We start from the raw sequence: 25,875 nt of genomic DNA, 5'->3' as shown, positions 1-25,875 counted from the left end.
GCGTCGCAACGTCCTGTCAGGCGAGGCCCTCCAGGACCGGGAGGTAGCCGCCGGACTGTCCGGCCGCGGTGGGGTGGTAGGACTCGTCCACGGGGAAGGTGACACTGTGCAGCCACTCGTCACCCGAGCAGATCTCGTGTCCCGCGAAGGTGGGGCGCACGTCGCCGAAGCTGAACCCGTGGTCCGCCGCACGCTTGGCGGTGACGTCGTTCAGATCGTCGGACGCGGCGTTGATGGCCTCTCGGGACTTCTCACTGATGCCGACGACACAGTCGCCGCCGAGCTTGTAGATGTGGGGGTAGCCCAGCACGACGACCTTCGCCGAGGGCGCCTTCTGGGCGATGGCGTTGTAGACGCCGTCGAGCTTGCCGGGCAGGGTGCTGTTGATGTAGTCACGGGCCTGCTGGATGCGCGCCAGACAGGCGCTCTCTCCCTGTGTGACGCAGGTCGTCATGGCGTCGGCGAACCCGGCGTCGTTGCCACCGACGCTGATGCTCACCAGGCCCGTTGACGAGTTGAGGGGGCCGAGCTGACCGGCGAGCACGTCGTCGGTCCGCGCGCCGGAGCAGGCTGTGAAGTCGAAGGAGGACGGGGAGTTGGCGGCGTTCCACAGCTTCGGATACGCGTTCGCGCTCCGCTTGCAGTCGCCCCCCTCGTAGTCCCCGGCGCCCACTCCGGAGGAGTAGGAGTCGCCCAGGGCCACATAGCCGGTGGCGGCGGTCTCTTCGGCGGATGCGGACGCGGCTCCGGTGAGGGAGGAAAGTCCGAGGAAGACGGCGACGGCGGTGGCCGTGGACGCCCATCTGCGCAGCTTCATGGAGCCTCTCAGGGGTAGGCACGGAAGGAACAGCTGTCACATCGGTCGCGGCGGATTTACCCCGCGATCGATGCGTCCATGCCAACTTCGGAGGCTCAACTACGCGCGGAGACCGTCGCGTTGAGGTACATCGGGAGCGCGCACCCGGTCGGAACAATCACACCAGCGGTTTGTGCAGCTTCTTACCCTTGCCCGCCGTCAGACTGCAGGTGACGTAACTGAAGGCCTTGCCGACGTTCTTCGACTTCGGATACGAGATGAGTGTTCCGCCCACCGTGCCGGCCGGCTGTTTGGCCGCCTTGTTGCGCAGCAGGGTGCGGCACATCGAGTCGGCCTTGCTCCGTACGGCACCGTCGGTGCTGTAGGTACCGGTGAGCTTCTTGCGGCTGACGACCTCCGCGTCGTGGGGCTTGTCGCAGTCGCGGTTCACCACCGCGGCCTCGCGCTCCTTGGAGCGGTCGTAGCAGTCACCGACACGGAGCAGGAACGAAGGCAGCGGCACATCGCTGGCGTCCTGGTCGGGCTCCTCGGACGGCTCGTCGTCCTCCCCCGGTCCCGGAAACTCGGTCGCCTCACCACTTGGGGAAGGCTCTTCGGACGGTATCCCGCTCGGCTCGTCCGAGGCGGACGGCGAGGGCGAGGGCGACTGTGACGCGGAAGGCTTGCCCTCAGCGGAGGCATCGGTGTCCCAGTCGTCCCGGGTCATGAAGACGACTGACGCCGTGATGAGTGCGATTGCGACGACAGCAGCCACCACGACTGCCGCGATCGTCTTTCCGTTGTTGCGGCCGGGCGGCTTCGGAGGGGGCCAGCCGCCTCCGGCAGGTGGACCGAAGCCACCGGACCCGGGTGGTCCGAAACCGCCCGGCGGCTGCACGGGAGGCGGTGGGCCGCCCGCTGGCGGCTGGTTCGGCGGCGGTGGCATCGTCATGGAAACCACTGTGTCATGTCGCGCTCACCGTATGCATTCGGGTTATGAAGTAGGCATGCGAGGGGGCCGGTTGGTGGGAGAGAAACCACAAGAGCGAACAGAAACCGAGGAGACGCATGAGCACTCCCCCTCCGGCCGGTCCGCCCTCTGTCTCGGCACCGCCGCCCGTGCCGTACTACGAGGACGTCTCCCCGGGGACCGGCTGTCTGCCACCGCGTGCGTGGGCACCGGGGTCCGACGCGCGCCGCCTCACGCTGACCGGTACGGCATGGAAGTTCCGCCTCTCCCCCACCGCCGACCAGCACGGTGCCGCCTTCGCGGCCCCGGACTACGACGACACCCGGTGGGGCGAACTGCCCGTGCCTTCCCACTGGGTGCTGCACGGGCACGGTGCACCCGCCTACACGAACGTCCGCTACCCCTTCCCCGTCGACCCGCCGCGTGTCCCGGACGAGAACCCGACCGGCGACCACCGCCATGTCTTCGACCTGCCGGCCGACTGGCCACTGCCGACAGCAGGCGACACCGCCCCGGACGGTGTGGAGGTGGCAGACGCCGGTGAGACGCTGCTGCGCTTCGAGGGGGTGGAGTCCTGCGCGCGGGTCTGGCTGAACGGACAGGAGCTCGGCACCTTCCAAGGTTCCAGACTGCCGCACGAGTTCGCGGTCGGAGCACTGCTGCGGCGCCGCGGCAACGTTCTGGCCGTCCGGGTGCACCAGTGGTCCGCCGGAAGCTACCTGGAGGACCAGGACATGTGGTGGCTGCCGGGAATCTTCCGGGAGGTCACACTGCTGCACCGTCCCGCCGGTGCCGCGAGCGACCACACCGTGCACGCCGAGTACGACCACGTCACGGGCCGCGGCACGCTGCGCGTCGAATGCGATCCACCAGGGCAGATCACCGTGCCGGAGCTCGGCTGGGAACTGCGCACCGGTGAGCCGATGACCGGGCAGGTCGAACCGTGGAGTGCGGAGTCGCCACGGCTCTACGACGCCGAACTGACCGTCGGCGGTGAGCGGATCGCCCTGCGCATCGGTTTCCGCACGGTGACAATCGAGGACGGACTGTTCAAGGTCAACGGCCGCAGAGTACTGCTGCGCGGGGTCAACCGGCACGAGTTCCACCCCGAGACAGGACGGGCGGTGGATCACGAGACCATGCGGCGTGATCTGGTGCTGATGAAGCAGCACAACATCAACGCCGTACGCACCAGCCACTACCCGCCGCACCCGGCTTTCCTCGACCTGTGCGACGAGTTCGGCCTGTGGGTGGTGGACGAGTGCGACCTGGAGACGCACGGTTTCGTCGGACTGGGCGACGCACGCAATCCCGTCGACGACGACCGGTGGACCCCCGCGCTGCTCGACCGCGCAGCCCGCATGGTGGAGCGGGACAAGAACCACCCGTCCGTCGTCATCTGGTCCCTGGGCAACGAGTGCGGAACGGGTGCGGGACTGACGGAGATGGCCCGCTGGATCCGACGACGGGACCCTTCCAGGCCACTCCACTACGAGGGCGACCACAGCTGCCCGGACAGCGACTTCTACTCCCGGATGTATCTGCCGCACGCCGGGGTGGAACTGGTGGGACGCCGTGAGGAACCCGCCCTGGACGATGCCTCACAAGACGCCCGCCGCCGCGCCCTGCCGTTCGTCCTGTGCGAGTACGCGCACGCCATGGGCAACGGACCGGGCGGTCTGAGCGAGTACCAGCGGCTTTTCGAGACGTACGAACGCTGCCAGGGCGGCTTCGTGTGGGAGTGGATCGATCACGGTCTGGCGCAACGCACGGAGGACGGCCGACGCTGGTTCGCGTACGGAGGTGACTTCGGTGAGCAGGTGCACGACGGCAACTTCGTCTGCGACGGCCTCCTCTTCCCCGACCGCACCCCCTCCCCCGGGCTGATCGAGTACAAGAAGGTGATCGAGCCGGTCCGGATCGGTCCGGCTGCGGCGCCCGGCAGCGTGCTGGTCACCAACGGGCACGACTTCGTCGACCTGTCCCACCTCGCCCTGGAGTGGTCGTACGAGATCGAGGGCGAGCAGGTCAGCGGCGGCATGCTGCCCCTGCCGGAGGCGTCCGTGCCGCCCGGCGGGTCCGTGGAACTGCCGCTGCCTTCCCCACCGGAGACGGTGCGGTCGGGGGAGGCATGGTGGAGCGTTCGCGCGGTCCTCGCCCACCGGACCGCCTGGGGCGAGCCCGGGCACCCGGTCGCCTGGGGGCAGCTGCGGGCCGCCGAGCCGGAGTACCCACCGGCTGCCACCCTCCCCTCGGCTCCCGCCGCACCGCGCCGGCACGACGCCGCAGACGGCCAGGAGACGGCGGACGGCGGCGATGGACGGATCCGGCTGGGTCCGGCGGTCTTCGCGGCGGACAGCGGCGCCCTGCTGCGTCTGGGAGGTGTGCCCCTGCACGGGCCGAGGCTGGACGTGTGGCGGGCGACCACCGACAACGACGATGGAGCGTCCTTCCAGCCGGATGTGCGCAACGGCCCGCTGTGGCGCCGCCACGGGCTGCACCGGATGCGGCACCGGACGGACAGCGTGGAGCTGACGCCCGAGGCGCTCGTCGTCCGTACCCGGGTGGCTCCTGCCGCCTCGGCGCTGGGTCTGCGCACGGTCTACCGGTGGACGGGGACCGTCGAGCGGCTGCGGCTGACGGTGACGGTCGAGCCGGAGGGCGACTGGGCCTTCCCGCTGCCCAGGCTGGGTGTACGGCTGGGGCTGCCGTCCGCCTACGGCCACGCGAGGTGGTTCGGCGGCGGTCCGGGCGAGGGCTACCCCGACACTACGGCAGCCGCGCGTACCGGGCTGTGGCGCAGCACCGTGGACGCGCTCCAGACGCCCTATGTACGGCCCCAGGAGAACGGTGCCCGGCCGGATGTCCGCTGGGCGGAGCTGACACGGGGCCCCGGAAGGCCGGGGCTGCGGGTCGAGGCGGACGGAGCGACGTGCTGGTTCACCGCCCGCCGCTGGACGAGCGAACAGCTGGACGCGGCCGGACACACCACCGACCTCACTCCCGGGGAGACGGTGTGGGTCAATCTCGACCACCGGATGCACGGGATCGGTTCACAGTCCTGCGGACCGGGTGTGCTGCCGCAGTACCAGCTCGCCGCCGAGCCGGCCGAGTTCGGCTTCACCTTCTCGGAGGTCGCCCCCTCCACGTGACAGCAGTGTGAGGCGGACAGGCGGGCCGGTGGCACGACCGGCCCGCCCGGCACTCACTTGACTCCCACGCCTCCGTATCCCATGTGGTGCCTCAGGTCCTCGCCGCTGGGCACCGGCCCGTCGGGCCGCCACAGGGGCAGCTGCACCAGGCCGGGTTCCAGCAGTTCGAAGCCTTCGAAGAAGGCGGAGATCTCCTCGCCCGTCCGCCACTGGGCGTTGGAGGTGGATTCCTCGTTGTAGACCTTCTCGACCTTGCCGAAACCGTCGCTGTCGTCGAAGTCGGCCGTCGCGTGGCTGAGGATCAGATGGCTTCCGGCAGGAAGCCGCTCGGTCAGGGTCCGCACGATGTCCGCCGCACCCTCGGCGTCGGTGACGAAGTGCAGCACCGCCAGCAGCATCAGCGCGACCGGCTCGTCGAAGTCGATGAGCTCCTTGGTGACCGGGTGGTCGAGGATCCCGACGGGGTCGTGGAGGTCGGCGAGCACGAATCCGGCATTGCCGGAGTTGGTCAGCTTCGCTCCCGCGTAGGTCGACACGATCGGGTCGTTGTCCACATAGGCGACCCGCACGTCCGGGTGCACCTCCCGAGCCACCTCATGGGTGTTGGGGGAGGTGGGAATGCCGGTGCCGATGTCGATGATCTGGCGGATACCGTTACCGACAACCGTTCGCACGGCACGGTGCATGAAGTCGCGGTTGCTGCGGGCGGTGATCGCCAAGTCCGGAAGGGCGGTCAGGACCCGCTCCGCCGCGTCCCTGTCCGCCTCGTAGTTGTCCTTTCCCCCCAGGTAGTAGTCGTACATCCGGGCCGGGTGCGGCCGGGTGGTGTCTATCTGCTCCGGGCTGAAGCCAGCCTCTGACACGTGCTTCTCCATCTCATCGGTCTGTCCGGGCCGGGCTTGCGCGGACCGGGCTGCTGTGCTCAGGCGACCAAGAAGTCGGCTTCCCCCGCCTTGGCCGCCTGGATGAAACCCGAGATGTCACTCCGGCTGCAGATGAGCGCCGGGCCGTCGGGATCGGTGGACTGGCGCAGCGCGACCCGGCCGTCGGCGAGCTTGAGCGCTTCCACGCAGCTGCCCCCGTTGCCCCCGCTCCAGGGCTTGCGCCATCCCTCGTTGCCCAGATGTGCGGCGGGCATCCCGTTGTAGATACGACCCATGGTTCAGATCTCCTTGCGCAGTGCACTCAGGACCGCCCGGGTCCGCACCAGCGGCACGGCCTGGGCGCTCATCCGGTCCAGTGCCTCGAGGAACACGCTGACGTCGTCCCGCTGGTCGAAGTAGACCGCACCCACAAGGCTCTCGGAGCAGACCATGTCGGGCAGTTCATCGAGTGGGAACCGGAAGAGGTGGAAGGGGCCATACATGGCCGGATGCGGCCCCGCGCTGAAGGGCATGATCTGCAGGGCGACGTTCGGCCGCTCGGTGGCCCTGATGAGGTGGTCGATCTGCTCGCGCATCACCTCGGGAGAGCCCAGCGGGCGCCGCAGAACCGTCTCGTCGATGACGGCCCACAGCAGCGGAGGGTTCGTCTCCCGGGTGAGAACCGTCTGGCGCTCCATGCGCAGCGCCACTCCACGCTTGATCTCCGTCTCGGGAGCGTGCGGCATACCGGCGCGCAGCACTGCCCTGGCGTAGCTCTCGGTCTGCAGCAGCCCGGGCACGTAGTGCGGCTCGTAGGCGCGAATGACCTCCGATTCGCTCTCCAGGCTCACGAAGACGCTGAACCACTCGGGCAGCACATCGCGGTAGCGGTGCCACCAGCCGGGCTGGTTCGCCTCCCGGGCGAGCGAGACGAAACCGTCGATCTCCTCGGGGTCCGTCACTCCATAGGTGCGCAGCAGCTTCTCGACATAGGGGACCTTGAGTCCGACCTCCGCCTTCTCCATCCGGCGGATGGTCGCGTGAGTGACATCGAGAGCTCTCGCCGCCTGCTCGAAGGTCACTCCCGCGCTCTCACGCAGATGCTGGAGCCTCTTGCCCAGCACCACACGCAGCACGGTGGGCGCCGCACCGCCCGTCCGTGAGTCCGCCACAGCCGCTCCCCTCCAACTGACTTCGGTAAGGGGAAGTTTGGCATGTGCCAGCTCTCAAGCACACCCTGTCAAACACATTTCTGCAATTTACAGATTGATCCTTGCCATACGCGAGTGACGAACCGCATAGTGGAGCTGTGGCTGCCCCCCATGACGCCCTGCCTTTAGAACACCGGCTTGACGGCGCGCCGACGACCCGTCCACTGCGCGATGCCTTCCATCTGCCGGCCCGCGACACCTCCGTGGCTCTCGCACGCGCCCGTGTGCTCGAGAGATTGCGCGAGTGGTACGTCGATGACGAGTCCAACGCCGACGCCCAGCTGTTGATGTCGGAGCTGTTCACCAACGCTGTGCGTCACACGGACAGCGAGAAGGTCAGCTGCGAGCTGTGGGTCATCGGCGTGCGGTTGCGCCTGGAAGTGGCGGACGAGGGCGGCGGCAAGTCGGTCATGCGGGTCGAGGACGCCGACCGTGGCCGGATCGGCGACGACGAACGCGAGAACGGAAGGGGCCTGCTGCTGGTGAGCGTGCTCGCCGACGACTGGGGCATACGCAAGGCCCGCACAGGCGGCTCCGAGGGAGTGACGGGGCACGCCGTGTGGGCCGAGCTGGAATGCCACAGAACGCACGGTTGACACAGACGTACGGCTGACACAGATGTACGGCTGACCTCGAACGCACAGCTGACATCGCCCCGCGCCGATGGCAGGATGCACGGCATTTACCGGCCATGATCGGGCTCCATTGCCGACCTGTCCCCCTTGTGGAGGCGCTGTGTCCGCACGATCCGCGCGTAATCGAAAGCACCGGATATCCCGCACGGCAGTACTGACGGCCGCACTGCTGACGGCCGTCACCGCCTGTTCCAGCACCAAGACTTCCGGCAAAAGCGGTGACGAGGTGCAGCTGGTGTCCTCGGGCAAACTCACCACCTGCACCCACCTTCCGTACGAGCCCTTCCAGTTCAAACAGGGCAAGAAGATCGTCGGGTTCGACGTCGAGCTGGTCGATCTGGTCGCCAAGGATCTCGGCGTCGAGCAGAAGATCGTGGACACCCCGTTCGAGGGCATCCAGTCCGGTGAGGACCTGAACGCGAGCAAGTGCGACCTGGCCGCGGCCGGCATGACCATCACGCCCGTCCGCGAGAAGAATCTCGACTTCTCCGCCCCCTACTTCGACGCGACCCAGGCCCTGCTCACCAAGAAGGGCAAGAAGTACGACTCCCTCGACGACCTCAAAGGCAAGGAGCTGGGGGTCCAGCAGTCCACCACGGGCGAGGAGTACGCCAAGAAGCACGGCAAGGGCATCACCACCCGCCAGTACGAGGACCTGGGCCTGCTGCTGACCGCGGTGAAAACGGGCCAGGTCGACGCGGGCATCAACGACAACGGCGTGCTGTACGACTACGCCAAGAAGAACCCCGACACCCAGGTCACCGCCGAGTTCGACACGGGTGAGCAGTACGGCATCGGTGTGCGCACCGGCAACGACGCACTGCGCAAGCAGATCAACAAGACGATCAAGAAGGCCAAGGGGGACGGCCGCTACGACAAGATCTACAAGAAGTGGTTCGGCACGGAGCCCAAGAAGTGAGCCGGCGCAACCGTGCCCGCGCCATTCGCACCGCCCAGTACAGCGTCCTGCTGATCGTCGTCCTCGTCTTCGCACTGGCCGCCGACTGGGGCGAGCTGCGCCGCGCCTTCTTCGACGTCGAGGTGGCCAAGAAGCAGTTCCCGGACGTGGTGACGACCGCACTCGTCAACACGGTCGTCTACACGGTGCTCGGTTTCGTGTTCGGACTGGCGCTCGGTCTGCTGCTGGCACTGATGCGGCTGTCACAGGTGTTGCCGTACCGATGGCTGGCCACCGCGTACATCGAGTTCTTCCGCGGAGTACCGGCGCTTCTGGTGTTCATCGCGCTCGGTTACGGCGTACCGGTGGCCTTCCAGGTGTCCATCAACCAGTACGTGACGGTGATGCTGGCGCTGGGACTGGTGGGGGCCGCCTATATGGCGGAGACCATCCGCGCCGGCATCCAGGCCGTCCCGAAGGGACAGACGGAAGCCGCACGCTCCCTGGGCATGTCACCGACCTGGGCGATGATCTCCATCGTCATCCCACAGGCGTTCCGCATCGTGCTGCCGCCGTTGGCCAACGAGCTGATCCTGCTCACCAAGGACTCGTCACTCGTCTATCTGCTCGGCCTGTCGATGGACCAGTACGAGCTGGCCAAATTCGGCAGGGACGCGCTCAACCAGCACCGCAGCCTCACTCCGATCCTGATCGCGGGGCTGTTCTACCTGGCCATCACGCTGCCGCTGGGCCACCTGGTGCGGCGTCTCGAGGCCCGTACGGCGAAGGCGAGGTGACCGAGGTGGGCGAGACAGCCGGAACGGACGGAACGGACAGAACGAGTGGGTCGAGCGGGACGAGCCGACCGACCGGGGCAAGCGGGACGAGCGGACCGAGCGCGACGAGCGGGGGCGGCGCGGCGGCCATAGAGATCGAGGGCCTGCGCAAGTCCTTCGGCGAGCTGGAGGTACTGCGCGGCATCGACATCACCGTGCGGCGCGGCGAGGTGGTCTGTGTCATCGGCCCGTCCGGTTCGGGCAAGTCGACGCTGCTGCGCTGTGTGAACCTGCTGGAGGAGCCCACGTCCGGCACGGTTCGGGTGGCGGGCACCGAGGTCACCGACCCGGAGGTGGACATCGACCGGGTCCGGCGGCGCATCGGGATGGTCTTCCAGGCCTTCAACCTCTTCCCCCACCTGACGGCCCTGGGCAACCTGACGATCGCCCAGCGGCGGGCCCTGGGTCGTGGCAAGGCGGAAGCGGAGGAAGTGGCCCGGCGCAATCTGCGCCGAGTGGGGCTGACGGAGAAGGAGTCGAGCTACCCCGCCCAGCTCTCCGGCGGCCAGCAGCAGCGGGTGGCGATCGCGCGTGCGCTGTCCATGGGTCCCGACCTGATGCTGTTCGACGAACCGACCTCGGCACTCGACCCGGAGCTGGTCGGCGATGTGCTCGCGGTGATGCGCGGACTGGCCGACGAAGGGATGACGATGCTGGTCGTCACCCACGAGATGAGTTTCGCGCGGGAGGTCGCCGACCGGGTGGTCTTCATGGACGACGGGCTCATCGTCGAGGAGGGACCCGCAGAGCAGGTCGTGGGTGATCCGCAGCAGGCACGCACGCGTGCCTTCCTCGCCCGGGTGCTCGACCCGGCGGCTGCGGACGTGCTGGAGGCGGAGCCGTCGCAGGAACCGACGTCGCTGTCTGAGTCACCATCGGACATCGAGCCCGGCCGTGGGGAGGTGGGCAAGGAGCGGTCCCGGTAAAACCGGGATCTGTGTTCGCGCTCTGCAGTCGCGGCATTCGGGCTCTGCGGTCGAGCCCGGTGGCCGGCCCAGTCGTCGAACCGGGTGGCCGGGCCAGGAGGTCGACCCCGGCCGTCGGGCCCAGCCGCCGGGGCCGGTGGTCGCCGCCGCGGGGAATGGCTCCGTCCGCCATGCTGGAGGGAGCAGGCTGTCAGACCCGTGCTCTACATTCACTCTCACCGACGACGAGTGCTTCGCCGGTGCCGTTGGGTGACCGGAGCAGACGAAAGGCAAGGACGATGGCAGACAGCCCCCGCACCGCGGACACTCCCGTGGACCAGCCGCTCGGTACCGCAGAGGAACTGCTCGAGCAGGCGAAGCCGTACCGCAACGAACTGCTGGCGCACTGCTACCGGATGCTGGGCTCGGTGCACGACGCCGAGGATCTGGTCCAGGACACCTATCTGCGTGCGTGGCGGGCCGGTGACCGCTTCGAGGGCAGATCCTCGCTGCGCACATGGCTCTACCGGATCGCCACCAACGCGTGTCTGACCGCCATCGAGCAGCGCGGCCGCCGCCCGATGCCCTCGGGGCTCGGCGCCCCCACCGAGGACCCCCAGCGCCCGGTGACCGAGGCCCCGGAGGTGCCGTGGCTGGAGCCGATCCCGGACGCGATGTTCTCAGGGTCCTCCGGCCCGACGGACCCGGCCTCCGTGGTCGTGAACCGCTCGTCCATGCGGCTGGCCCTGGTGGCGGCCCTGCAGCACCTCCCGACCCGGCAGCGTGTCGTCCTGCTGCTGCGTGACGTGCTCAAGTGGCGGGCGGCCGAGGTCGCCGAGCTGCTCGGCACCACGACGGCGAGCGTGAACAGCGCCCTGCAGCGAGCCCGTGCCCAGCTCGAACAGGTGGCACCGGTCGAGGAGGAGCTGGCCGAGCCCACCGATCCGGCGGCCCGGGAGCTGTTGGACCGGTACGCGGCGGCGTTCGAGCACTCCGACGTGACGGCGATCGTCGATCTCTTCAAGGAGGACGCCGTCTGGGAGATGCCTCCCTTCCCCCAGTGGTTCCGCGGCCGGGAGAACATCGTGCAGCTCATCGGTGCCCAGTGTCCCATCGGCCGCGACGAGGGCCTCATGCTGCCGACCTCGGCCAACGGCCAGCCCGCCTTCGGCCTCTACAACCTGCGGGAGGACGGCTTCTACCGCCCGTTCCACCTCCAGGTGCTCACGCTGCGGGACGGACAGGTCGCCCACGTGGGTGCGTTCTTCGGGGACGACCTGTTCGCCACGTTCGGCCTGCCGGCCCAGGTGAGCGCGGCGGAGGCCGCTGCACGGCGCTGAGGGAACGGCTCAGACGCCCAGCAGGTGGTCCATGGCCAGCTGGTCGAGGTGCTCGAAGGCCATGCCCCGCTGGGCTGCGGCCTCGACGTCGAACTCCTCGTAGGCCGTGCGGTCGCCGAGCAGTGCGCTGGGCGTCTCCCCGGGGTCGAGCGTGGGGCGGGTGAGCTCGTCCAGTCGGGAGGCCCGCAGCGCCTCCTGGACGGCCGGGTCGGCACGGAAGGCGGCGGCGCGCTCGCGCAGGATGAGGTAGTTGCGCATGCAGCCCGCCGCCGAGGCCCACACCCCGGCGGTGTCCTCGGTGCGCGGGGGCTTGAAGTCGAAGTGCCGCGGCCCTTCGTAACCCCCGCTCTCCAGCAGGTCGACCAGCCAGAAGGCGGCACGCAGGTCCCCGGCGCCGAACCGCAGGTCCTGGTCGTACTTGATGCCGGACTGGCCGTTGAGGTCGAGATGGAACAGCTTGCCCGCCCACATGGCCTGCGCAATGGCGTGCGGGTAGTTGAGTCCGGCCATCTGTTCGTGGCCGACCTCCGGGTTGACGCCGAAGAGCTCCGAGCGCTCCAGCCGTTCAATGAAGGCGAGCGCGTGGCCGACGGTCGGCAGAAGGATGTCGCCGCGCGGCTCGTTGGGCTTCGGTTCCAGGGCGAAGCGCAGACCGTAGCCCTGTTCGGTGACGTACTCGGCCAACAGGTCGAAGGCTTCCTTCATCCGGTCGAGTGCCGCCCGGACATCCTTGGCACCGCCGGACTCGGCGCCCTCCCTGCCGCCCCAGGCCACATAGGTGTGCGCGCCCAGCTCGGCCGCCAGATCGATGTTGCGCATCGTCTTGCGCAGGGCATAGCGCCGCACGTCGCGATCGTTGGCGGTGAATGCGCCGTCCTTGAAGACAGGGTGGGTGAACAGGTTGGTCGTCGCCATGGGCACCGTCATGCCCGTCGCGTCGAGGGCTTGGCGGAACCGTTTGACGTGTGCGTCCCGTTCGCCCTCGGGCGCGCCGAACGGGATGAGGTCGTCGTCATGGAACGTCACACCGTAGGCGCCGAGTTCGGCGAGGCGATGCACCGACTCGACCGGGTCGAGCGGCGCCCTGGTCGCGTCCCCGAACGGGTCCCGGCCCTGCCAGCCCACCGTCCACAGGCCGAAGCTGAACTTGTCCGCCGGTACGGGCTCGTAGCTCATCCTGCCGTTCCTCTCCCGCGCGCTGCCGCCCTGGTGCGCATGCCCGGCGACCGCGACGCGAGGCTATTCGTCATGGCTGCTTACAAATTAGTATGCGCACATCATCGGCAGCCAGGGAAGGGAGCGGCAGTCCATGACCGCACCGGAAGGCCCGTTCGTCATCGGGGTCGACAGTTCGACCCAGTCCACCAAGGCCCTCGTGGTGGACGCCGCAACCGGCCAGGTGATCGCCCGGGGCCAGGCACCGCACACCGTCTCCCCGGGCGACCGGCGCGAGACGGACCCCGAGGAGTGGTGGCAGGCACTCCGCGCAGCGGTGGGGCAGTGCGGGCGAGCCGCCGGAGAGGCCGCAGCCGTCTCCGTCGCCGGCCAGCAGCACGGCCTGGTGACGCTGGACGCCAGTGGACGCCCGGTGCGCCCGGCGCTGCTGTGGAACGATGTGCGCTCAGCGCCCCAGCGCGACCGCCTGGTGTCCGGCCTCGGCGGTCAGCAGGCGTGGGCCGAGCGCATCGGGAGCGTGCCCGCCCCGGCCTTCACCGTCACCAAGTGGGCCTGGCTGCGTGAGAACGAACCGGAAGCCGCGCAGTCGACAACAGCCGTACGACTGCCGCACGACTTCCTCACCGAACGACTGACCGGCCGGGCGAGCACCGACCGGGGCGATGCCTCCGGCACCGGATGGTGGGCCTCGTCGACCGAGTCCTACGACGAGGAGATCCTGCGACTCGCCGAGCTGGATCCCGCGCTGCTGCCGCCCGTGCTGGGCACCGGAGAGGCGGCAGGCACGGTCCGGGAGACCGAGGACGGGTTCCTCACAGCCGGCACGCTGGTGGCCACCGGTACCGGCGACAACATGGCTGCGGCACTCGGCCTGGGGCTGCTGCCGGGGCAGCCGGTGCTCAGCCTGGGAACCTCCGGCACCGTGTACGCCGTCTCCAACCGTCGCCCCGCCGATCCCACGGGAACCGTCGCGGGCTTCGCCGACGCCCGCACCGGCTGGCTGCCGCTGGCGTGCACCCTCAACTGCACCCTGGCCGTGGACCGGATGGCCGCACTGCTCTCCCGCGACCGCGAGGACGTGGAGGCGGGCGGAAGGGTCACCGCGCTGCCCTTCCTGGACGGCGAGCGCACCCCTGACCTTCCGTATGCGACCGGACTGCTGAACGGTCTTCAGCACGCCACCACCGGCGGCCAGGTGCTCCAGGCCGCCTATGACGGTGCTGTCTTCGCACTGCTGCGCGCTTTGGACCTCGTTCTGGCCGAAAGCGGTGACAGCAGTGCGACGCAAGATGCGCCACTGCTGCTGATCGGCGGCGGCGCCAAGGGGACCGCTTGGCGGGAGACGGTACGCCGGCTGTCGGGACGGGCCGTCCAGGTACCGAGCGCGCAGGAGTTGGTCGCGTTGGGAGCCGCGGCACAGGCCGCCGGGCTGCTGCTGGGCGAGGACCCGGCCGCTGTGGCACGCCGCTGGCGCACCACCGAGGGCGCCTCCTACGAGCCCGTCGAACGGGACGAGGCCACACTGGACCGGCTCGCCGGGACGCTCGAGAACGCAGGCGCGATGCTCGGGCAACGGCCATGAACCCGTAGATCGACCCGTGCGGTGCGGCGGCACCCAGCCGTGCTGCCGTACCGCCTGTCCCGTTCGCCACGCCACACAGCAGTGATCAGACACCCAGGAAACGGCGAGCCGTTGCGTTGCCTCGTTCGCCCGAAGGAGCCCCTCCATGGCAGCTCAGGCGCCCAGCTCCCAGCGGGAGATACGCAGGCGCAATCTGTCGCGCGTGCTGTACGCGGTGGCCGAGCAGGGCCCTTCCTCCCGTGCAGCCGTTGCGGCACGGCTGGGGCTGACGCGAACTGCCGTCTCGACGCTCGTCGACGAACTGCTGCGCGGCGGTCTGCTCACCGAGCAGGGGCCGACGCCAACTGGTGGCGGACCCGGCCGCCCCGGTACCGCCCTCGCACTCACCGACAGCGGCCCGTGCGGGCTGGGAGCGGAGATCGGGGTCGACCATCTCGCCGTCTGCGCGGTGGACCTGCGCGGTCGGGTACGGGTGCGCAAGGAAACCGAGTACGAGGGGAGGGACAGCCTGCCGGCCACGGTGCTCCCCCGGCTGCGCGGGCTGATCGACGAGGTGACCGCACAGGCGCGGGAACTCGGCCTGAGCCCGGCCGCTGTCGCGGTGGCGGTACCCGGACTGATCTCCCTCGGGACGTCAACAGTTGTGCGCGCGCCGAACCTCGGCTGGCACGACACCGACATCGCGCCCGCACTCGCAGTGGCAGACGCGGCCGCGAACGCGAACGCAGACGCGGAAGCAGACGCAGGCGCAGACGCAGACTCGAAAGCAGACGCGGACGACGCGGAGACAGGTGGGGACGCCAAGGCAGGTGTGAAGCGGCGCTCGGAGTCGGCAGCCAGGGCCAAGACGGCCGAGGGGGTGAGGGCGAGCACAGCGAAGAGAGCCACGGCAAGCCGAGTCGGAGCAGCGGCAGCGGCGAAGATGCCGGAGCAAGCCTGGGTGCAGGCGGCCGGAACCCGACTGCCGCTCATCGTCGACAACGAGGCCAACCTGGGGGCTCTCGCCGAGCTGTGGCTCGACAGCGGCAGGGTCCCCCGCGACTTCGTACACGTCTCGGCGGAGGTCGGCATCGGTGCAGCGATCGTGCTCGGCGGTGAGCTGCTGCGCGGCAACCGGGGCTTCGCCGGCGAGATCGGCCATGTGCCCGTACACCCGGACGGGCCGCTCTGCGCGTGCGGGGGCAAGGGCTGTCTGGAGCAGTACGCGGGTGAACCGGCACTGCTGCGCGCCGCGGGCGTATCCGTCGACAGGCCCCGGGACGCCGCACTGGCAGCGCTCCGGGAAAGTGCGGCGTCGGGTGACGAGCGGGCGCTGCGAGCGCTCGAGGAGGCCGGGTCGGCGCTGGGACTGGCGCTGGCCGGAACGATCAACCTCCTCGACCCCAGTGCCCTGGTACTCGGCGGTGTGCTGGCCAGGTTCGCTCCATGGCTGCTGCCGTCGCTGGAACGTGAACTGGTGGCACGTACGGCGGCGCCCGGCGCGCCGCCCGACCTGGTTGTCTCGGGGCTGGGCGCGGACGGCCCGCTGCTGGGCGCCGCCCATACCGCTGTGCGTGTGGTACTGGACGACCCGCTGTCGTACAGGGCCAAGACCGCGGGATGAGCGCCCTGTCCGAGGGGCCGTGGCCTCGCAGTTGATACGGCTGCCGACTGCGACTGCTCGCGGCGGCTGCCGTCGGCCGCTCGCGACGGCTGTGGTCCGGGGCGGTCACAGGTCCGTCCAATGGCACCCTATGCCGACCCTTGGCAGCCCTCTCGGCGGCTGCCATCATCAACGCGCGTCAACTCGCTCTGTACGTGCCCCCATTACTCCTCCACCATCCCCCCACTGGGAGACACGATGGACTCAGCACGCCAGTACCCCGCATCCGGTCGGACCCGCCCGCAGCTTCCCCGTCGCGCACTGCTGCGTGGCGGAGCAGGCTTCACTCTCGCCGCCGGACTCGCGGGCACCTCACTCATATCGGGCGGAGTCGCGGCGGCCCGTTCCAGAGGCCCACGCGCCGTCGACCACCCCGGAGCCGAGTGGGTCCCGGCCTCGCCCTCCAACTACACCAGCGCGAGCCGGCCGACGCAGTACCCGATCGACTTCGTGATCATCCACGTCACCCAGGAGTTCTACGACGACACCCTGGCCATCTTCCAGAACCCCGACAAGGCCGTCTCCTCGCACTACGTGGTGCGCTCAGCGGACGGCCATGTGGCCCAGATGGTGCGCGAGAAGAACGTGGCCTGGCACGCGGGCAACTGGAACTACAACACCCGCAGCGTCGGCATCGAACACGAGGGCTGGATCGACGAGCCGGACACATGGTTCACGGACGCGATGTACGAGGCGTCCGCGGCTCTGACGGCGGACATCTGCCGTCGCCACGGCATTCCGTTGGACCGTCAGCACATCATCGGGCACAACGAGGTGCCCGGTGCCGACCACACCGATCCCGGCGCGTACTGGGACTGGGCGCGCTACATGGACCTGGTGAAGGCCCAGTAGACGATCGGCGCGCGGGCCCGGGAAACCGACCGACCGCTGACCGGACCCGCGCGCCACCCACCCCGGCGTACACGAGAATGCGCCCGCACTGCACCGAGTGCTCAGCAGGTGATCGCGAGCCATCGAGTGAGCCCGTCGACGCGCAGCCGGGTGGCCGAGCGGATGCACGGGTCAACAAGCCATGTCCATACACGAGTTCGGTCAATGGGCAATCCTGTCCGTGAAACACTTCAACCCATCGTGTGACTACCGGCCGGAAACCTTCTGCTCGCTGCGCAGCCCCTCCATCCTCAGCGTGTGCAAGGACGGGACAACAGGCGGAGAAAGCGCTGCGGCAGACGGCACGCACTGACGGCTGCGACACTCACGTGCGCGGCAATCGGTGTCGCAGCAGGAGGGGCCGTCCTGGCCGCCCCCTTAGGCGCACAACCGACGGGCGCGCATGGATCCGTTGCACTCGCGGCGGCGATCCGGCCGGCGGACGCGGACGCCGCCCGGCCGGGTGCGGCCCATGACGTCACCACTCCCGCCACTCCGATGCCCTCGGCCACGGCCCCGGAACCGCACCCGCCGGGCGCCGCAGAGCCCTCGAACGCCCGGCGACCGGACGCGCAGCGATTGGACGTGCCGGGACCGAATGCGCCAGGGCCGGACGCGCCGGGACCGGACTCTCAGCGGCCCGACCCGGAGAGCGACGCCCATCTCTCCGTCAACGCAGGCGGAACCCAGGTGAACGCGACAGCTGGGCGGATCGACGGCTGTCGAGGGGCATCCCTCACGGTGCAGACCGCGCATGGGGTCAGCGTGCACCTGTCGGCCGGGCGCTGGCCGTGCCCTCCGCATCCTCCGCGTCCGCCGCACCCAACGCCACCACCCACGCCCTCACCGACGCCACCGCCGTCGCCGACGCCGCCTCCGACGGCCGGCCCTTCCCCGACCGCGCCGCCGTCGCCTCCCGCTTCGAGCACCCCGCCGAACTCCCCGGCTCCGACGACCTCCGCGGCGCCGGAGCCGTCCACTCCTCGCGAGGCCGGGAAGGCGAATCCGGTCCGGCAGCCCGTCCGCGCTGCTGAGCGGCCGAGACGTCCCTCTCCCAGCCCCTCCCGGAAGTCGCCCGACCCCGCGCCGTCGCCTTCTCGCGGCGTGCTCGCGGCTCCGCGACAGCCGGCACCCGAACGCCAGCGACCGGACGGCAGCATGTCCATGGTCACCCGCACCCTGCTGATCGTCGCCCCGGCCGTACTCGCGGCCGCCGCACTGCGGCCCCGGTCGAACAGCTCGCGGCAATCGGCGACCGGCAACGCCTCGGGGGCCGGCAGCTGACCCAGCTCTCCCCCACCCGGTGCGGCCACATCCCCGTTCCCCACCGCACCCTCACCAATCCGCGCTTCTCTCCCACCGTTCGTGCTCTGTGGAGGCCCCGTTGTCCGAATGGCTCATGCTGACGCTCAGCCTGATCGCCGCCTGTCTGGTGGTCGTCGCTGTCGTCGTCCTCAGACGCCGGCGCGCCACCTCGGAGGATCCGTCCGAGACTCCGGACGTGATCGAATACATGACAATGATGATCGGCGTGGTGTACGCGATCGTGCTCGGTCTGGCGATCGCCGGAGTCTGGGAGGCACGCAACGCCGCTGAAGAAGCGGTGACGCAAGAGGCACAAGCACTGCACGAGGTGAGCGAGCGGGTGGCTGTCTACCCCGCCGACGAGCGGGACCAGGTACGGAAGGACATCAACTCCTATGTGCGGTACGCCACCACCGCCGAGTGGTCGCACATGGTCGAGCACGGCGAACTCACCGACCGGGGGTCCCGCATGCTCGACCGGGTACGCAAGGATGTGACCTCCTACGAGCCGACCACGACACAGCAGGCGCAGTCGTACCAGGCAGTGGTCGACCAGGTGGCCGAGGCCGACACCGCACGCACCGCACGCGGATCGAGTGCCGGACCGACGATGCCGGGCGTGGTGTGGATCGGTCTGTACGCGGGCGCGGTGGTCTCGGTGGGCATGCTCTTCGCGCTGCAGATCCAGCGTTCGGGCAGGGAACTGCTACTGGCCGGCATCTTCAGCGCGCTGATCGCCTTCCTGCTCTTCCTCGTCTGGCACTTCGACGCGCCCTTCGCCCGCGGGCTCGACGAGCCGCTGGAAACCTTCGCAACGCTGTTCCCGCAGGCGACCGGTTCTTCGGGGTGAGCGGTGAACGGTGTGCGGTGGGCAGCGAGCGATGAGGGATGAGCGGGGCCCGACCGCCTCGTCACGGGTTCTCTCCACCTCGGCTCTTCATTTCGGCTCTCCACCTCGGTTCTCTTCTTCGGCCCTCTTCATCCACGCCGTCTCCTCCGGTGTCGGAGGCGGGTGAGATGCTGGCGGTCATCAGAGGCGAGAGATCACGAAGGAGTCCGGGTGTCCCTGCTCTTCCCCGCTCTGCACACGGCGTCTTCGCACACGGCGCTGCGTTTCGGCGACCGAGCCCTCAGCTACCGTCGGCTGGCCGCCGTCGCGAGTGGTGTGGCCGCCCGGTTGCACACCTCGGCGCCCGTCGCGGTCTGGGCGACGCCGACCCTGGAGACTGCGGTCGGCGTGGTCGCCGGGTTGCTGGCCGGGGTGCCCGTCGTACCGATGAACCCGAAGAGCGGCGAGCGGGAGCTGACGCACATCGTCAACGACAGCGCACCAGGGGCGGTACTGACCGAACCGGGCGCCGAACTCCCCGAAGCGCTCGGGTCGCTGCTCCGCACGGACGTCGAGATCCCGGCGGAAGGGGAGGAGGACGAGTCCTGGCCCCTGCCCACCGAGCCGAACCCGGAGACTGCCGCACTCATCGTCTACACCTCGGGGACCACGGGACCGCCCAAGGGAGTGGTGCTGTCGCGACGTGCCGTGGCCAGCAGTCTGGACGCCCTGGAGGACGCGTGGCAGTGGACCGCGGACGATGTATTGGTGCACGGCCTGCCGCTGTTCCATGTGCACGGGCTGATCCTGGGAGTCCTCGGTCCGCTGCGCCGCGGAGGCGCCCTGCGCCACCTCGGCCGCTTCTCCACTGAGGGAGTGACCCGGGAGCTGGCCAGTGGCGGCACGATGCTGTTCGGTGTCCCGACGATGTACCACCGCCTCGCCGACGCCTGTGCGAGCGACCCGGACCTGGTGCGGGCACTGGCCGGGGCGCGCCTGCTGGTCTCCGGCTCCGCCGCACTGCCGCTGCACGACCACGACAGGCTCACAGCGGCGACCGGCCAACGGGTGATCGAGCGCTACGGAATGACCGAGACGCTGATGAACACCAGCGTGCGCCCCGGAGGGACCTCCAGCCCGGGTACTGTCGGTGTGCCACTGCGCGATGTGGACCTCCGTCTGGTGGACGACGCGGGCCAGCGCCTTCCCGCAGAGGACACCGAGACCGTGGGCGAAGTCCAGGTGCGCGGGCCGAACCTGTTCACCGAATACCTCAACCGCCCGGACGCGACCGCCGAAGCCTTCGACGGCGGCTGGTTCCGCACCGGCGACATGGCCACACGGGACGCGGACGGTTCCGTGCGCCTCGTCGGCCGCAAGGCAACGGACCTGATCAAGAGCGGGGGCTACAAGATCGGGGCAGGCGAGATCGAGAACGTTCTCCTCGGGCACCCGGCCGTCGCCGAGGCAGCCGTCACCGGAGAGCCCGACGACGACCTGGGCGAGCGCATCGTCGCCTGGATCGTCCCGGCCTCGCCGCAGCAGCCGCCGCTCGCGGACGAGCTCACCGACCTGGTCGCCGACCAGCTAGCGCCGCACAAACGCCCCCGCGAGGTGCGCTTCCTGGACGCATTGCCGCGCAACGACATGGGCAAGATCGTCAAGCGGGAGCTGCCCGGCCGGCAGCAGTGACTCTGCTCGCCCCGTCCCCTTCCCCGACCCCTCAGCCCGCAGCCGACGGCTCAGGCCTGATGCCCTGCGCCAGTCCTGCGGCAACAGCCAGGCGCCGGTAGGAGCGGAGGCGGTCGTCGGGGTCATAGGTGTTCAGCGTCAACAGGACCTCATCAGCACCCGTGCGTTCCACGAGTCCGGTCAGCGCGTCGATCATCTCCCCCTCCGTCCCACGCAGCTGCGACTGCCGGGCCTCCTCGAACGCGACACGCTCCTTCGGGCTCATCGTGCGCCCCAGCACGTCCTCCGGGGCGACGAGCGGGACGAAGGTGCCGTGGGTGCGGGAGAGCGCCGTCGACCAAGCCTCCGGAAGCTGCAGCAGTTCCGCCTCCTCCGGGGTGTCGGCGGCTGCGGCATTCACAGCGATGACGACGTACGGCGCGGTCTCGTGCGGCGTCGCGTGCGGCGCGGTCTCGTACGAGGCCGGCGCGTGCGGTGACGTGCCGTGCGGCGCCAGTCCGTGCGGTGACGCGCCGGACCGGGCGGCGCCGTCGTACGCGACGCCATACGGGCGTGGTCGGAACGCGGCGCGGTAGGTCTTTACAGCCTCCAGCGTCCGGCGCTCGTCGCGGGAGGCACCGATCACCAGCGGCAGCCCGTGCTCGGCCGCCACCGTCGCTCCCGAGCCCACCGCCAGGACGAAGGGCGGCACGCGCAGTCCCTCGGCGGGCCTGGCCCGAACAAGGCCCGTACCGTCGAAGTAGCCGAGCAGTTCGGATATCTGTTCGCTGAAGCCGTCCGCGGCGTCCTTGCCGACCCGCAGCGCCTTGCGGATGCCATCGGTGAAGCCGACGGAACGGCCCAGCCCCATGTCGATACGGCCGGGGAAGAGCGATTCCAGCACCCCGAACTGTTCAGCGACCACCAGCGGCTGGTGGTTCGGAAGCATCACTCCCCCGGTACCGACACGGATCCGTGAGGTGGCGGAAGCCACTGCGGCGGCGAGCACGGTCGGTGCCGAGCCGGCGATACCGGGGACGGCGTGGTGCTCGGAGACCCAGAAGCGCAGAAACCCCAGCTCCTCCGCCTGCTGCGCGAACCGCACCGTCTCACGCAGCGCCTGACCGGGATGCTCGCCCTCCCGGGTGAGAGAGCGGTCGAGTACGGAGAGGGGGACCGGAAACCGACGTGAGGAAGTCACATCTGTTGCAACGCCTGCGAGCGCCAGGGATTCCCAGCCGGCGCTGCCCGGGGATTGTCCGTGTGGCTCAGCCCCGCGGTGCCCTGTCGCGTCCTATTCTTCGCCCGTACCGGCTTCTTCGAGCAGCCCGGCATCGTGGACGAGCAGGGCGATCTGGACGCGGTTGTTGAGGTCCAGCTTGGTCAGGATGCGGGAGACGTGCGTCTTGACCGTCGGCACGCTCATGTAGAGAGAGGCCGCGATCTCCGCGTTGGCCAGTCCGCGGCCGACACCGAGCGCCACCTCGCTCTCCCGCTCCCCCAGTACGGAGAGCGCCTTTGTGGCACGTTGACGGCGGCTGTCCTGCCCTGCGGGGGTGACGTGCTGGATGAGCTGACGCGTGACGGCGGGCGAGAGCACCGGCTCCCCGGAGACCACCTTGCGGATGGCGGCCAGAATGTCCGCGGGAGGGGTGTCCTTGAGCAGGAACCCGGCGGCGCCGGCACGCAGGGCACGCAATACGTGAGCGTCCGCGTGGAAGGTGGTGAGGACGACGACCTCCGGTGGCTCGTCGCGTGCCCGCAGTGTCTCGGTAGCGGTGAGGCCGTCCATGGTGGGCATCCGGATGTCCATCAGAACGACGTGCGGGCGGTGCTCCCCGACCAGTGGAAGCACCTGACTGCCGTCCGCCGCCTCGCCCACGATCTCGATGTCCGGAGTGCCCTCCAGCATCAGCCGGAGGCCGGCCCGTACGAGGGCGTCGTCGTCGACAAGGAGCACGCGGATGGTCATGCGCATACCGTAGCCAGCCGGCCGCAAAGGACTTACACCCGCTTCCCGCCAGAGCTCTCCCCGAAAGAGTCGTCGACGACAAAGCTGTCTTGGATGGAGCCGTCTGCGGCGGAACTGTCTTCGACGGAGGTGTGCCAGTCGATGCGGTAGTCCAGCAGCCAGTCGCTGCCGGAATCGCCGTCCTGGCGGGGGCGGGGCCGGAGGCGGGGGCTCGCCCGGGTCTCGGCGGGACGCTGGACAACCCGGTCGTTCAGCTGGGCGCTGCGCTCGACGACGGCCTCGACCCTCTCCCGGCGCAGCGCCTCGAAACGGGCGAACGCCTCACCGGCGTCGGGCAGGTCACGCAGGCACTTGGCGAGGACGACGCTGTCCTCGATCGCCATGGAGGCACCTTGCGCGGCGTTGGGCGCCGCCGCGTGCGCCGCGTCACCGAGCAGCACCATGGGGCCGCGGTGCCAGACAGGAGTGCGAGCCACGTCATAGGCGTTGGTGGCGACGATTCCGCCGCTCTCCCGGACGATGCAGGCAGCGGGCGAGTCGTCCTCGTCGAAGAGGGAGACCACGTGCTCCCGCCACCGCGCCTCATCGGCGGGGGTCCCGGTTGCCAGCTGCTCGCGGTCGAGTTCCCGACCGGGCGTGTTGGCGAACCACCAGACCTCGCCGTCCGGCGCCATGGTGCAGCCGAGGAAAGCGCGCCTGCCCTGGATCATCCGGTACGTGCCGGGTGGCGGTGCGGCTTCCGGAGGGACGCCGGGGGTGTAGCCGCACACGGTGATCTGGCCGGTGTGGCGGGGTGCGGGAGCGCCGGGATCGATGAGGGTCCGGGTGACGGAGTGCAGGCCGTCGGCACCGATCAGCAGGTCGCCTTCTGCGTGTGTGCCGTCGGCGAAGCGAGCGATCACTCGACCGTCGGGAGCAGTGTCCGCCGTCACGAGACGCTTGCCGTGCTCGATGGTGACTCCCCGGCGCGCCGCCTCGTCGTGAAGCGCCCGGTAGAGGGTTGCGCGCCGGAGCGTGCGCGGGCCGAGGAAGCCCCGTCCGCCGGCCTCCGCGCGGCTGCCCTCCCCACTGCTGCGGGCCGGGTGATCACGGCCGTTTCCATTGCCGATCCCATTGCCGTTGCCATTGCCGATGCCGCCTCCGTTGTCGCCGGCGCGGCCGTCAGCACCACCGGCGACCGGACGTACGCCCAAGCTGTCACCGGTGTGCGCAAGCATCTCCACGCGCTCCGCTGGGAAGGACACGTCCAGGACGCCCTGGTGGGCGTCGACGGTACGCAGCGCCTCCAGGCCGTTGTGGAAGAGCACAAGGAAGGCCCCGGCATCATCGGCACCGGTCGGGTACGCCTCGTAGACGGTCGAGCCGATCCCCGCCTTGCGCAGCGAAATCGCCGTCATGGCTCCGGCGATACCACCGCCGATGATGAGCGCGTGCCTCATGGCACCTCCTGGTCGGTCACGCTTTGATCAGTGCTGCTCTCCCCTCCTTACGGACCGCACGCAGGGAGCCGATGGTTGCGTGTGGCAGCCGCCGATGTGGGGCAACCCGCGGCTGTGGGACGGACCGCAGCTGTCGGGCAATCGCGGCTGTGGGGCAGTCGCGGCTGTTGTGGCGGGGCCAGGGCGGGCAGAGGCGGGGCTCACTCGTTCAGGGCCGCCGCGAGATAGGCAGCAGTCACACTCGTGCGGGAGCCCGCCACCTCCTCCGGCGTTCCGGCCGCGACGATCCGCCCGCCCCGATCCCCGCCACCGGGACCGAGATCGATGACCCAGTCGGCGCCCGAGACCACCGTCAGGTCGTGTTCCACAACGACGACCGTGTGGCCGGACCGGACCAGCCCGTGCAACTGACGCAGCAACACCTCCGTATCGGCGGGGTGCAGCCCGGTCGTCGGCTCGTCCAGCAGGTAGAGGGTGTGGCCGCGCCGAGCGCGCTGGAGTTCACTGGCCAGCTTGATCCGCTGTGCCTCGCCCCCGGACAGCTCCGTCGCCGGCTGTCCCAGCCGCAGATACCCGAGGCCCACGCGCTGCAAGGCGTCCAGCCCGCGCCGAGCCGCCGGGACGTCCGACAGGAACTCGGCAGCGCCGTCGACCGTCATCCCCAGGACATCCGCGATGGTCGCGCCCCGATAGGTGATCTCCAGGGTCTCGGGGTTGTAGCGAGATCCATGGCAGTCCGTGCAGGGCGCGTACGTACCGGGCAGGAAGAGGAGCTCCACCGCGATGTATCCCTCGCCCTGGCAGGTCGGACAGCGGCCGTCGGGCACGTTGAAGGAGAACCGTCCCACGCCGTAACCCCGCGCCTTGGCCTCCTCGGTGGCTGCGAAGACCTTCCGTACGGCGTCGAAGAGGCCCGTGTAGGTAGCGAGATTGGAGCGCGGAGTGCGCCCGATAGGCTTTTGATCGACCCGTACGAGTCGGTCGACGGCACTCAGACCCTCGGCTGCCGCGACGCTCGCCCCACGGTCCTGTGCGGCCGTCTGCTCCGTTTCCGGCTCCTGCCCCTGGTCCTGGTCCTCCGTTGCCGCGCCGGTACGGGCCCCCGCCCCGGCCGCTGGAGAGGTCGCTGCCCCGGTGCCTGTGTGGTCGGCGACGATATCGGCAAGGACCTGGCTGACCAGCGTGGACTTGCCCGACCCCGAGACGCCGGTGACGGCCGTGAACAGACCGAGCGGGAATGCCACGTCCAGCTCCCGCAGGTTGTGCCGTGTCACCCCGGACAGCGACAGCCAGCGCTCGGGACTCCGTCGGCTCCCCGGACTCCGCCGCGCGGCGGTTGCTTCCGGTCCGCCGGACGTCTCCGGGAAGAGGTATGCACGCGTGGCGGATGATTCCGTCTCCCTCAACCCTGCGACGGGGCCGCTGTAGAGCACCTCGCCTCCGTGCTCGCCCGCCCTGGGACCGACATCCACGATCCAGTCGGCCCGTTCGACCACCGCCATCTCGTGCTCGACGACGAACAGCGAGTTCCCCGCTTCCTTCAGCCTGTCCAGCACCGTCAGCAGCGCCTCGGTGTCGGCGGGATGCAGTCCGGCCGACGGCTCGTCCAGTACATAGACGACGCCGAACAGCCCGGACCGCAGCTGGGTGGCCAGCCGCAGCCGCTGCAGCTCCCCCACCGAGAGCGTGGGGGTGGGTCTGTCGGTGCTCAGATAGCCGAGGCCGAGCTCGACCAGCACCTCGATGCGGGAGACGAGGTCTT

23 protein-coding genes are annotated in these 25,875 nt (G+C 69.7%); 13 read left to right on the top strand and 10 right to left on the bottom strand.

Features of this window, described 5'->3' with window-relative positions:
* Positions 1 to 16: 16 nt before the first annotated feature.
* On the bottom strand, positions 17 to 817 hold the full coding sequence (locus tag JW613_RS30320) for an SGNH/GDSL hydrolase family protein (protein WP_209214084.1): 801 nt from the start codon (positions 815 to 817) through the stop codon (positions 17 to 19).
* Positions 818 to 974: 157 nt separating this feature from the next.
* Positions 975 to 1,748: a septum formation family protein gene (locus JW613_RS30315; protein ID WP_245226545.1), complete on the bottom strand. Its 774-nt coding sequence runs from the start codon at positions 1,746 to 1,748 to the stop codon at positions 975 to 977.
* A gap of 116 nt (positions 1,749 to 1,864) precedes the next feature.
* On the opposite strand from JW613_RS30315, the gene JW613_RS30310 reads away from it, so the two are divergent.
* Positions 1,865 to 4,918 (top strand): glycoside hydrolase family 2 TIM barrel-domain containing protein, encoded by a 3,054-nt coding sequence (locus tag JW613_RS30310; protein ID WP_209214083.1) that lies wholly within the window; start codon positions 1,865 to 1,867, stop codon positions 4,916 to 4,918.
* 53 nt (positions 4,919 to 4,971) lie between these two features.
* Here JW613_RS30310 and JW613_RS30305 read toward each other — a convergent pair whose 3' ends face one another.
* Genes JW613_RS30305 through JW613_RS30295 form a run of 3 tightly spaced genes read right to left on the bottom strand, consistent with a single transcriptional unit; the run spans position 4,972 to position 6,953 of the window.
* A complete protein-coding gene (locus tag JW613_RS30305; protein WP_209214082.1) occupies positions 4,972 to 5,793 on the bottom strand; it encodes an SAM-dependent methyltransferase in 822 nt (273 codons plus the stop codon).
* Between the two features lie 47 nt (positions 5,794 to 5,840).
* Positions 5,841 to 6,077, bottom strand: a complete 237-nt coding sequence (locus tag JW613_RS30300; protein WP_099885703.1) for a DUF397 domain-containing protein — start codon at positions 6,075 to 6,077, stop codon at positions 5,841 to 5,843.
* A 3-nt stretch (positions 6,078 to 6,080) separates the two neighbouring features.
* Positions 6,081 to 6,953 (bottom strand): Sco1979 family transcriptional regulator, encoded by an 873-nt coding sequence (locus JW613_RS30295; protein ID WP_209214081.1) that lies wholly within the window; start codon positions 6,951 to 6,953, stop codon positions 6,081 to 6,083.
* A 203-nt stretch (positions 6,954 to 7,156) separates the two neighbouring features.
* Here JW613_RS30295 and JW613_RS30290 point away from each other — a divergent pair, with 203 nt between their 5' ends.
* The 5 genes from JW613_RS30290 (at position 7,157) to JW613_RS30270 (ending at position 11,606) form a co-directional block, all read left to right on the top strand.
* The gene (locus JW613_RS30290) at positions 7,157 to 7,588 is read left to right on the top strand and encodes an ATP-binding protein (RefSeq protein WP_372448023.1); all 432 of its coding nucleotides are present in this window, start codon (positions 7,157 to 7,159) and stop codon (positions 7,586 to 7,588) included.
* Positions 7,589 to 7,727: 139 nt separating this feature from the next.
* Entirely contained in the window at positions 7,728 to 8,546 is an 819-nt protein-coding gene (locus JW613_RS30285; RefSeq protein WP_372448021.1) for an ABC transporter substrate-binding protein, read from the top strand.
* Positions 8,543 to 9,322 carry an amino acid ABC transporter permease gene (locus tag JW613_RS30280; protein WP_209214078.1) on the top strand — a complete coding sequence of 260 codons (780 nt, stop codon included), beginning with the start codon at positions 8,543 to 8,545 and terminating at the stop codon, positions 9,320 to 9,322. The genes JW613_RS30285 and JW613_RS30280 overlap by 4 nt, the downstream gene beginning before the upstream one ends.
* A 128-nt stretch (positions 9,323 to 9,450) precedes the next feature.
* Positions 9,451 to 10,287 (top strand): amino acid ABC transporter ATP-binding protein, encoded by an 837-nt coding sequence (locus JW613_RS30275; protein ID WP_307866105.1) that lies wholly within the window; start codon positions 9,451 to 9,453, stop codon positions 10,285 to 10,287.
* A 278-nt stretch (positions 10,288 to 10,565) separates the two neighbouring features.
* Positions 10,566 to 11,606, top strand: coding sequence for a sigma-70 family RNA polymerase sigma factor (locus JW613_RS30270; protein ID WP_209214077.1), 1,041 nt, complete (start codon positions 10,566 to 10,568; stop codon positions 11,604 to 11,606).
* A gap of 9 nt (positions 11,607 to 11,615) precedes the next feature.
* Here the strand turns inward: JW613_RS30270 and xylA are convergent, their stop codons facing one another.
* Complete coding sequence (gene xylA, locus JW613_RS30265; RefSeq protein WP_209214076.1) at positions 11,616 to 12,782, bottom strand: xylose isomerase; 1,167 nt, start codon at positions 12,780 to 12,782, stop codon at positions 11,616 to 11,618.
* A 133-nt stretch (positions 12,783 to 12,915) separates the two neighbouring features.
* Here xylA and xylB point away from each other — a divergent pair, with 133 nt between their 5' ends.
* The 7 genes from xylB to JW613_RS30235 all read left to right on the top strand — a co-directional run bounded on the left by xylB (position 12,916) and on the right by JW613_RS30235 (position 20,723).
* The gene (xylB, locus tag JW613_RS30260; protein WP_209214075.1) at positions 12,916 to 14,364 is read left to right on the top strand and encodes a xylulokinase; all 1,449 of its coding nucleotides are present in this window, start codon (positions 12,916 to 12,918) and stop codon (positions 14,362 to 14,364) included.
* A 145-nt stretch (positions 14,365 to 14,509) separates the two neighbouring features.
* A complete protein-coding gene (locus tag JW613_RS30255) occupies positions 14,510 to 15,967 on the top strand; it encodes an ROK family transcriptional regulator (RefSeq protein WP_245226543.1) in 1,458 nt (485 codons plus the stop codon).
* 237 nt (positions 15,968 to 16,204) lie between these two features.
* Positions 16,205 to 16,858 carry an N-acetylmuramoyl-L-alanine amidase gene (locus JW613_RS30250; protein ID WP_209214074.1) on the top strand — a complete coding sequence of 218 codons (654 nt, stop codon included), beginning with the start codon at positions 16,205 to 16,207 and terminating at the stop codon, positions 16,856 to 16,858.
* Between the two features lie 830 nt (positions 16,859 to 17,688).
* Positions 17,689 to 17,931, top strand: a complete 243-nt coding sequence (locus JW613_RS30245) for a hypothetical protein (protein ID WP_209214073.1) — start codon at positions 17,689 to 17,691, stop codon at positions 17,929 to 17,931.
* Positions 17,932 to 18,055: 124 nt separating this feature from the next.
* Positions 18,056 to 18,181, top strand: a complete 126-nt coding sequence (locus JW613_RS36490; protein ID WP_280635249.1) for a hypothetical protein — start codon at positions 18,056 to 18,058, stop codon at positions 18,179 to 18,181.
* A gap of 100 nt (positions 18,182 to 18,281) precedes the next feature.
* The gene (locus JW613_RS30240; RefSeq protein WP_209214072.1) at positions 18,282 to 19,052 is read left to right on the top strand and encodes a bestrophin-like domain; all 771 of its coding nucleotides are present in this window, start codon (positions 18,282 to 18,284) and stop codon (positions 19,050 to 19,052) included.
* Positions 19,053 to 19,262: 210 nt separating this feature from the next.
* Positions 19,263 to 20,723: an acyl-CoA synthetase gene (locus tag JW613_RS30235; RefSeq protein WP_209214071.1), complete on the top strand. Its 1,461-nt coding sequence runs from the start codon at positions 19,263 to 19,265 to the stop codon at positions 20,721 to 20,723.
* Positions 20,724 to 20,754: 31 nt separating this feature from the next.
* Here JW613_RS30235 and JW613_RS30230 read toward each other — a convergent pair whose 3' ends face one another.
* The 4 genes from JW613_RS30230 to JW613_RS30215 all read right to left on the bottom strand — a co-directional run.
* The gene (locus JW613_RS30230) at positions 20,755 to 21,903 is read right to left on the bottom strand and encodes an MsnO8 family LLM class oxidoreductase (RefSeq protein ID WP_209214070.1); all 1,149 of its coding nucleotides are present in this window, start codon (positions 21,901 to 21,903) and stop codon (positions 20,755 to 20,757) included.
* A gap of 93 nt (positions 21,904 to 21,996) precedes the next feature.
* Positions 21,997 to 22,674 (bottom strand): response regulator transcription factor, encoded by a 678-nt coding sequence (locus JW613_RS30225; RefSeq protein WP_209214069.1) that lies wholly within the window; start codon positions 22,672 to 22,674, stop codon positions 21,997 to 21,999.
* Between the two features lie 32 nt (positions 22,675 to 22,706).
* Positions 22,707 to 24,113: an FAD-dependent monooxygenase gene (locus JW613_RS30220; protein ID WP_209214068.1), complete on the bottom strand. Its 1,407-nt coding sequence runs from the start codon at positions 24,111 to 24,113 to the stop codon at positions 22,707 to 22,709.
* A gap of 200 nt (positions 24,114 to 24,313) precedes the next feature.
* Positions 24,314 to 25,875, bottom strand: a 1,562-nt coding sequence (locus JW613_RS30215; protein ID WP_504739764.1) for an excinuclease ABC subunit UvrA, incomplete at its 5' end; no start/stop codon positions are given.

The organism is Streptomyces smyrnaeus, assembly GCF_017676345.1.
In the GTDB taxonomy this organism is placed as follows: Bacteria; Actinomycetota; Actinomycetes; order Streptomycetales; family Streptomycetaceae; genus Streptomyces; species Streptomyces smyrnaeus.
This window is presented reverse-complemented; position numbering and strand designations above follow the sequence as displayed.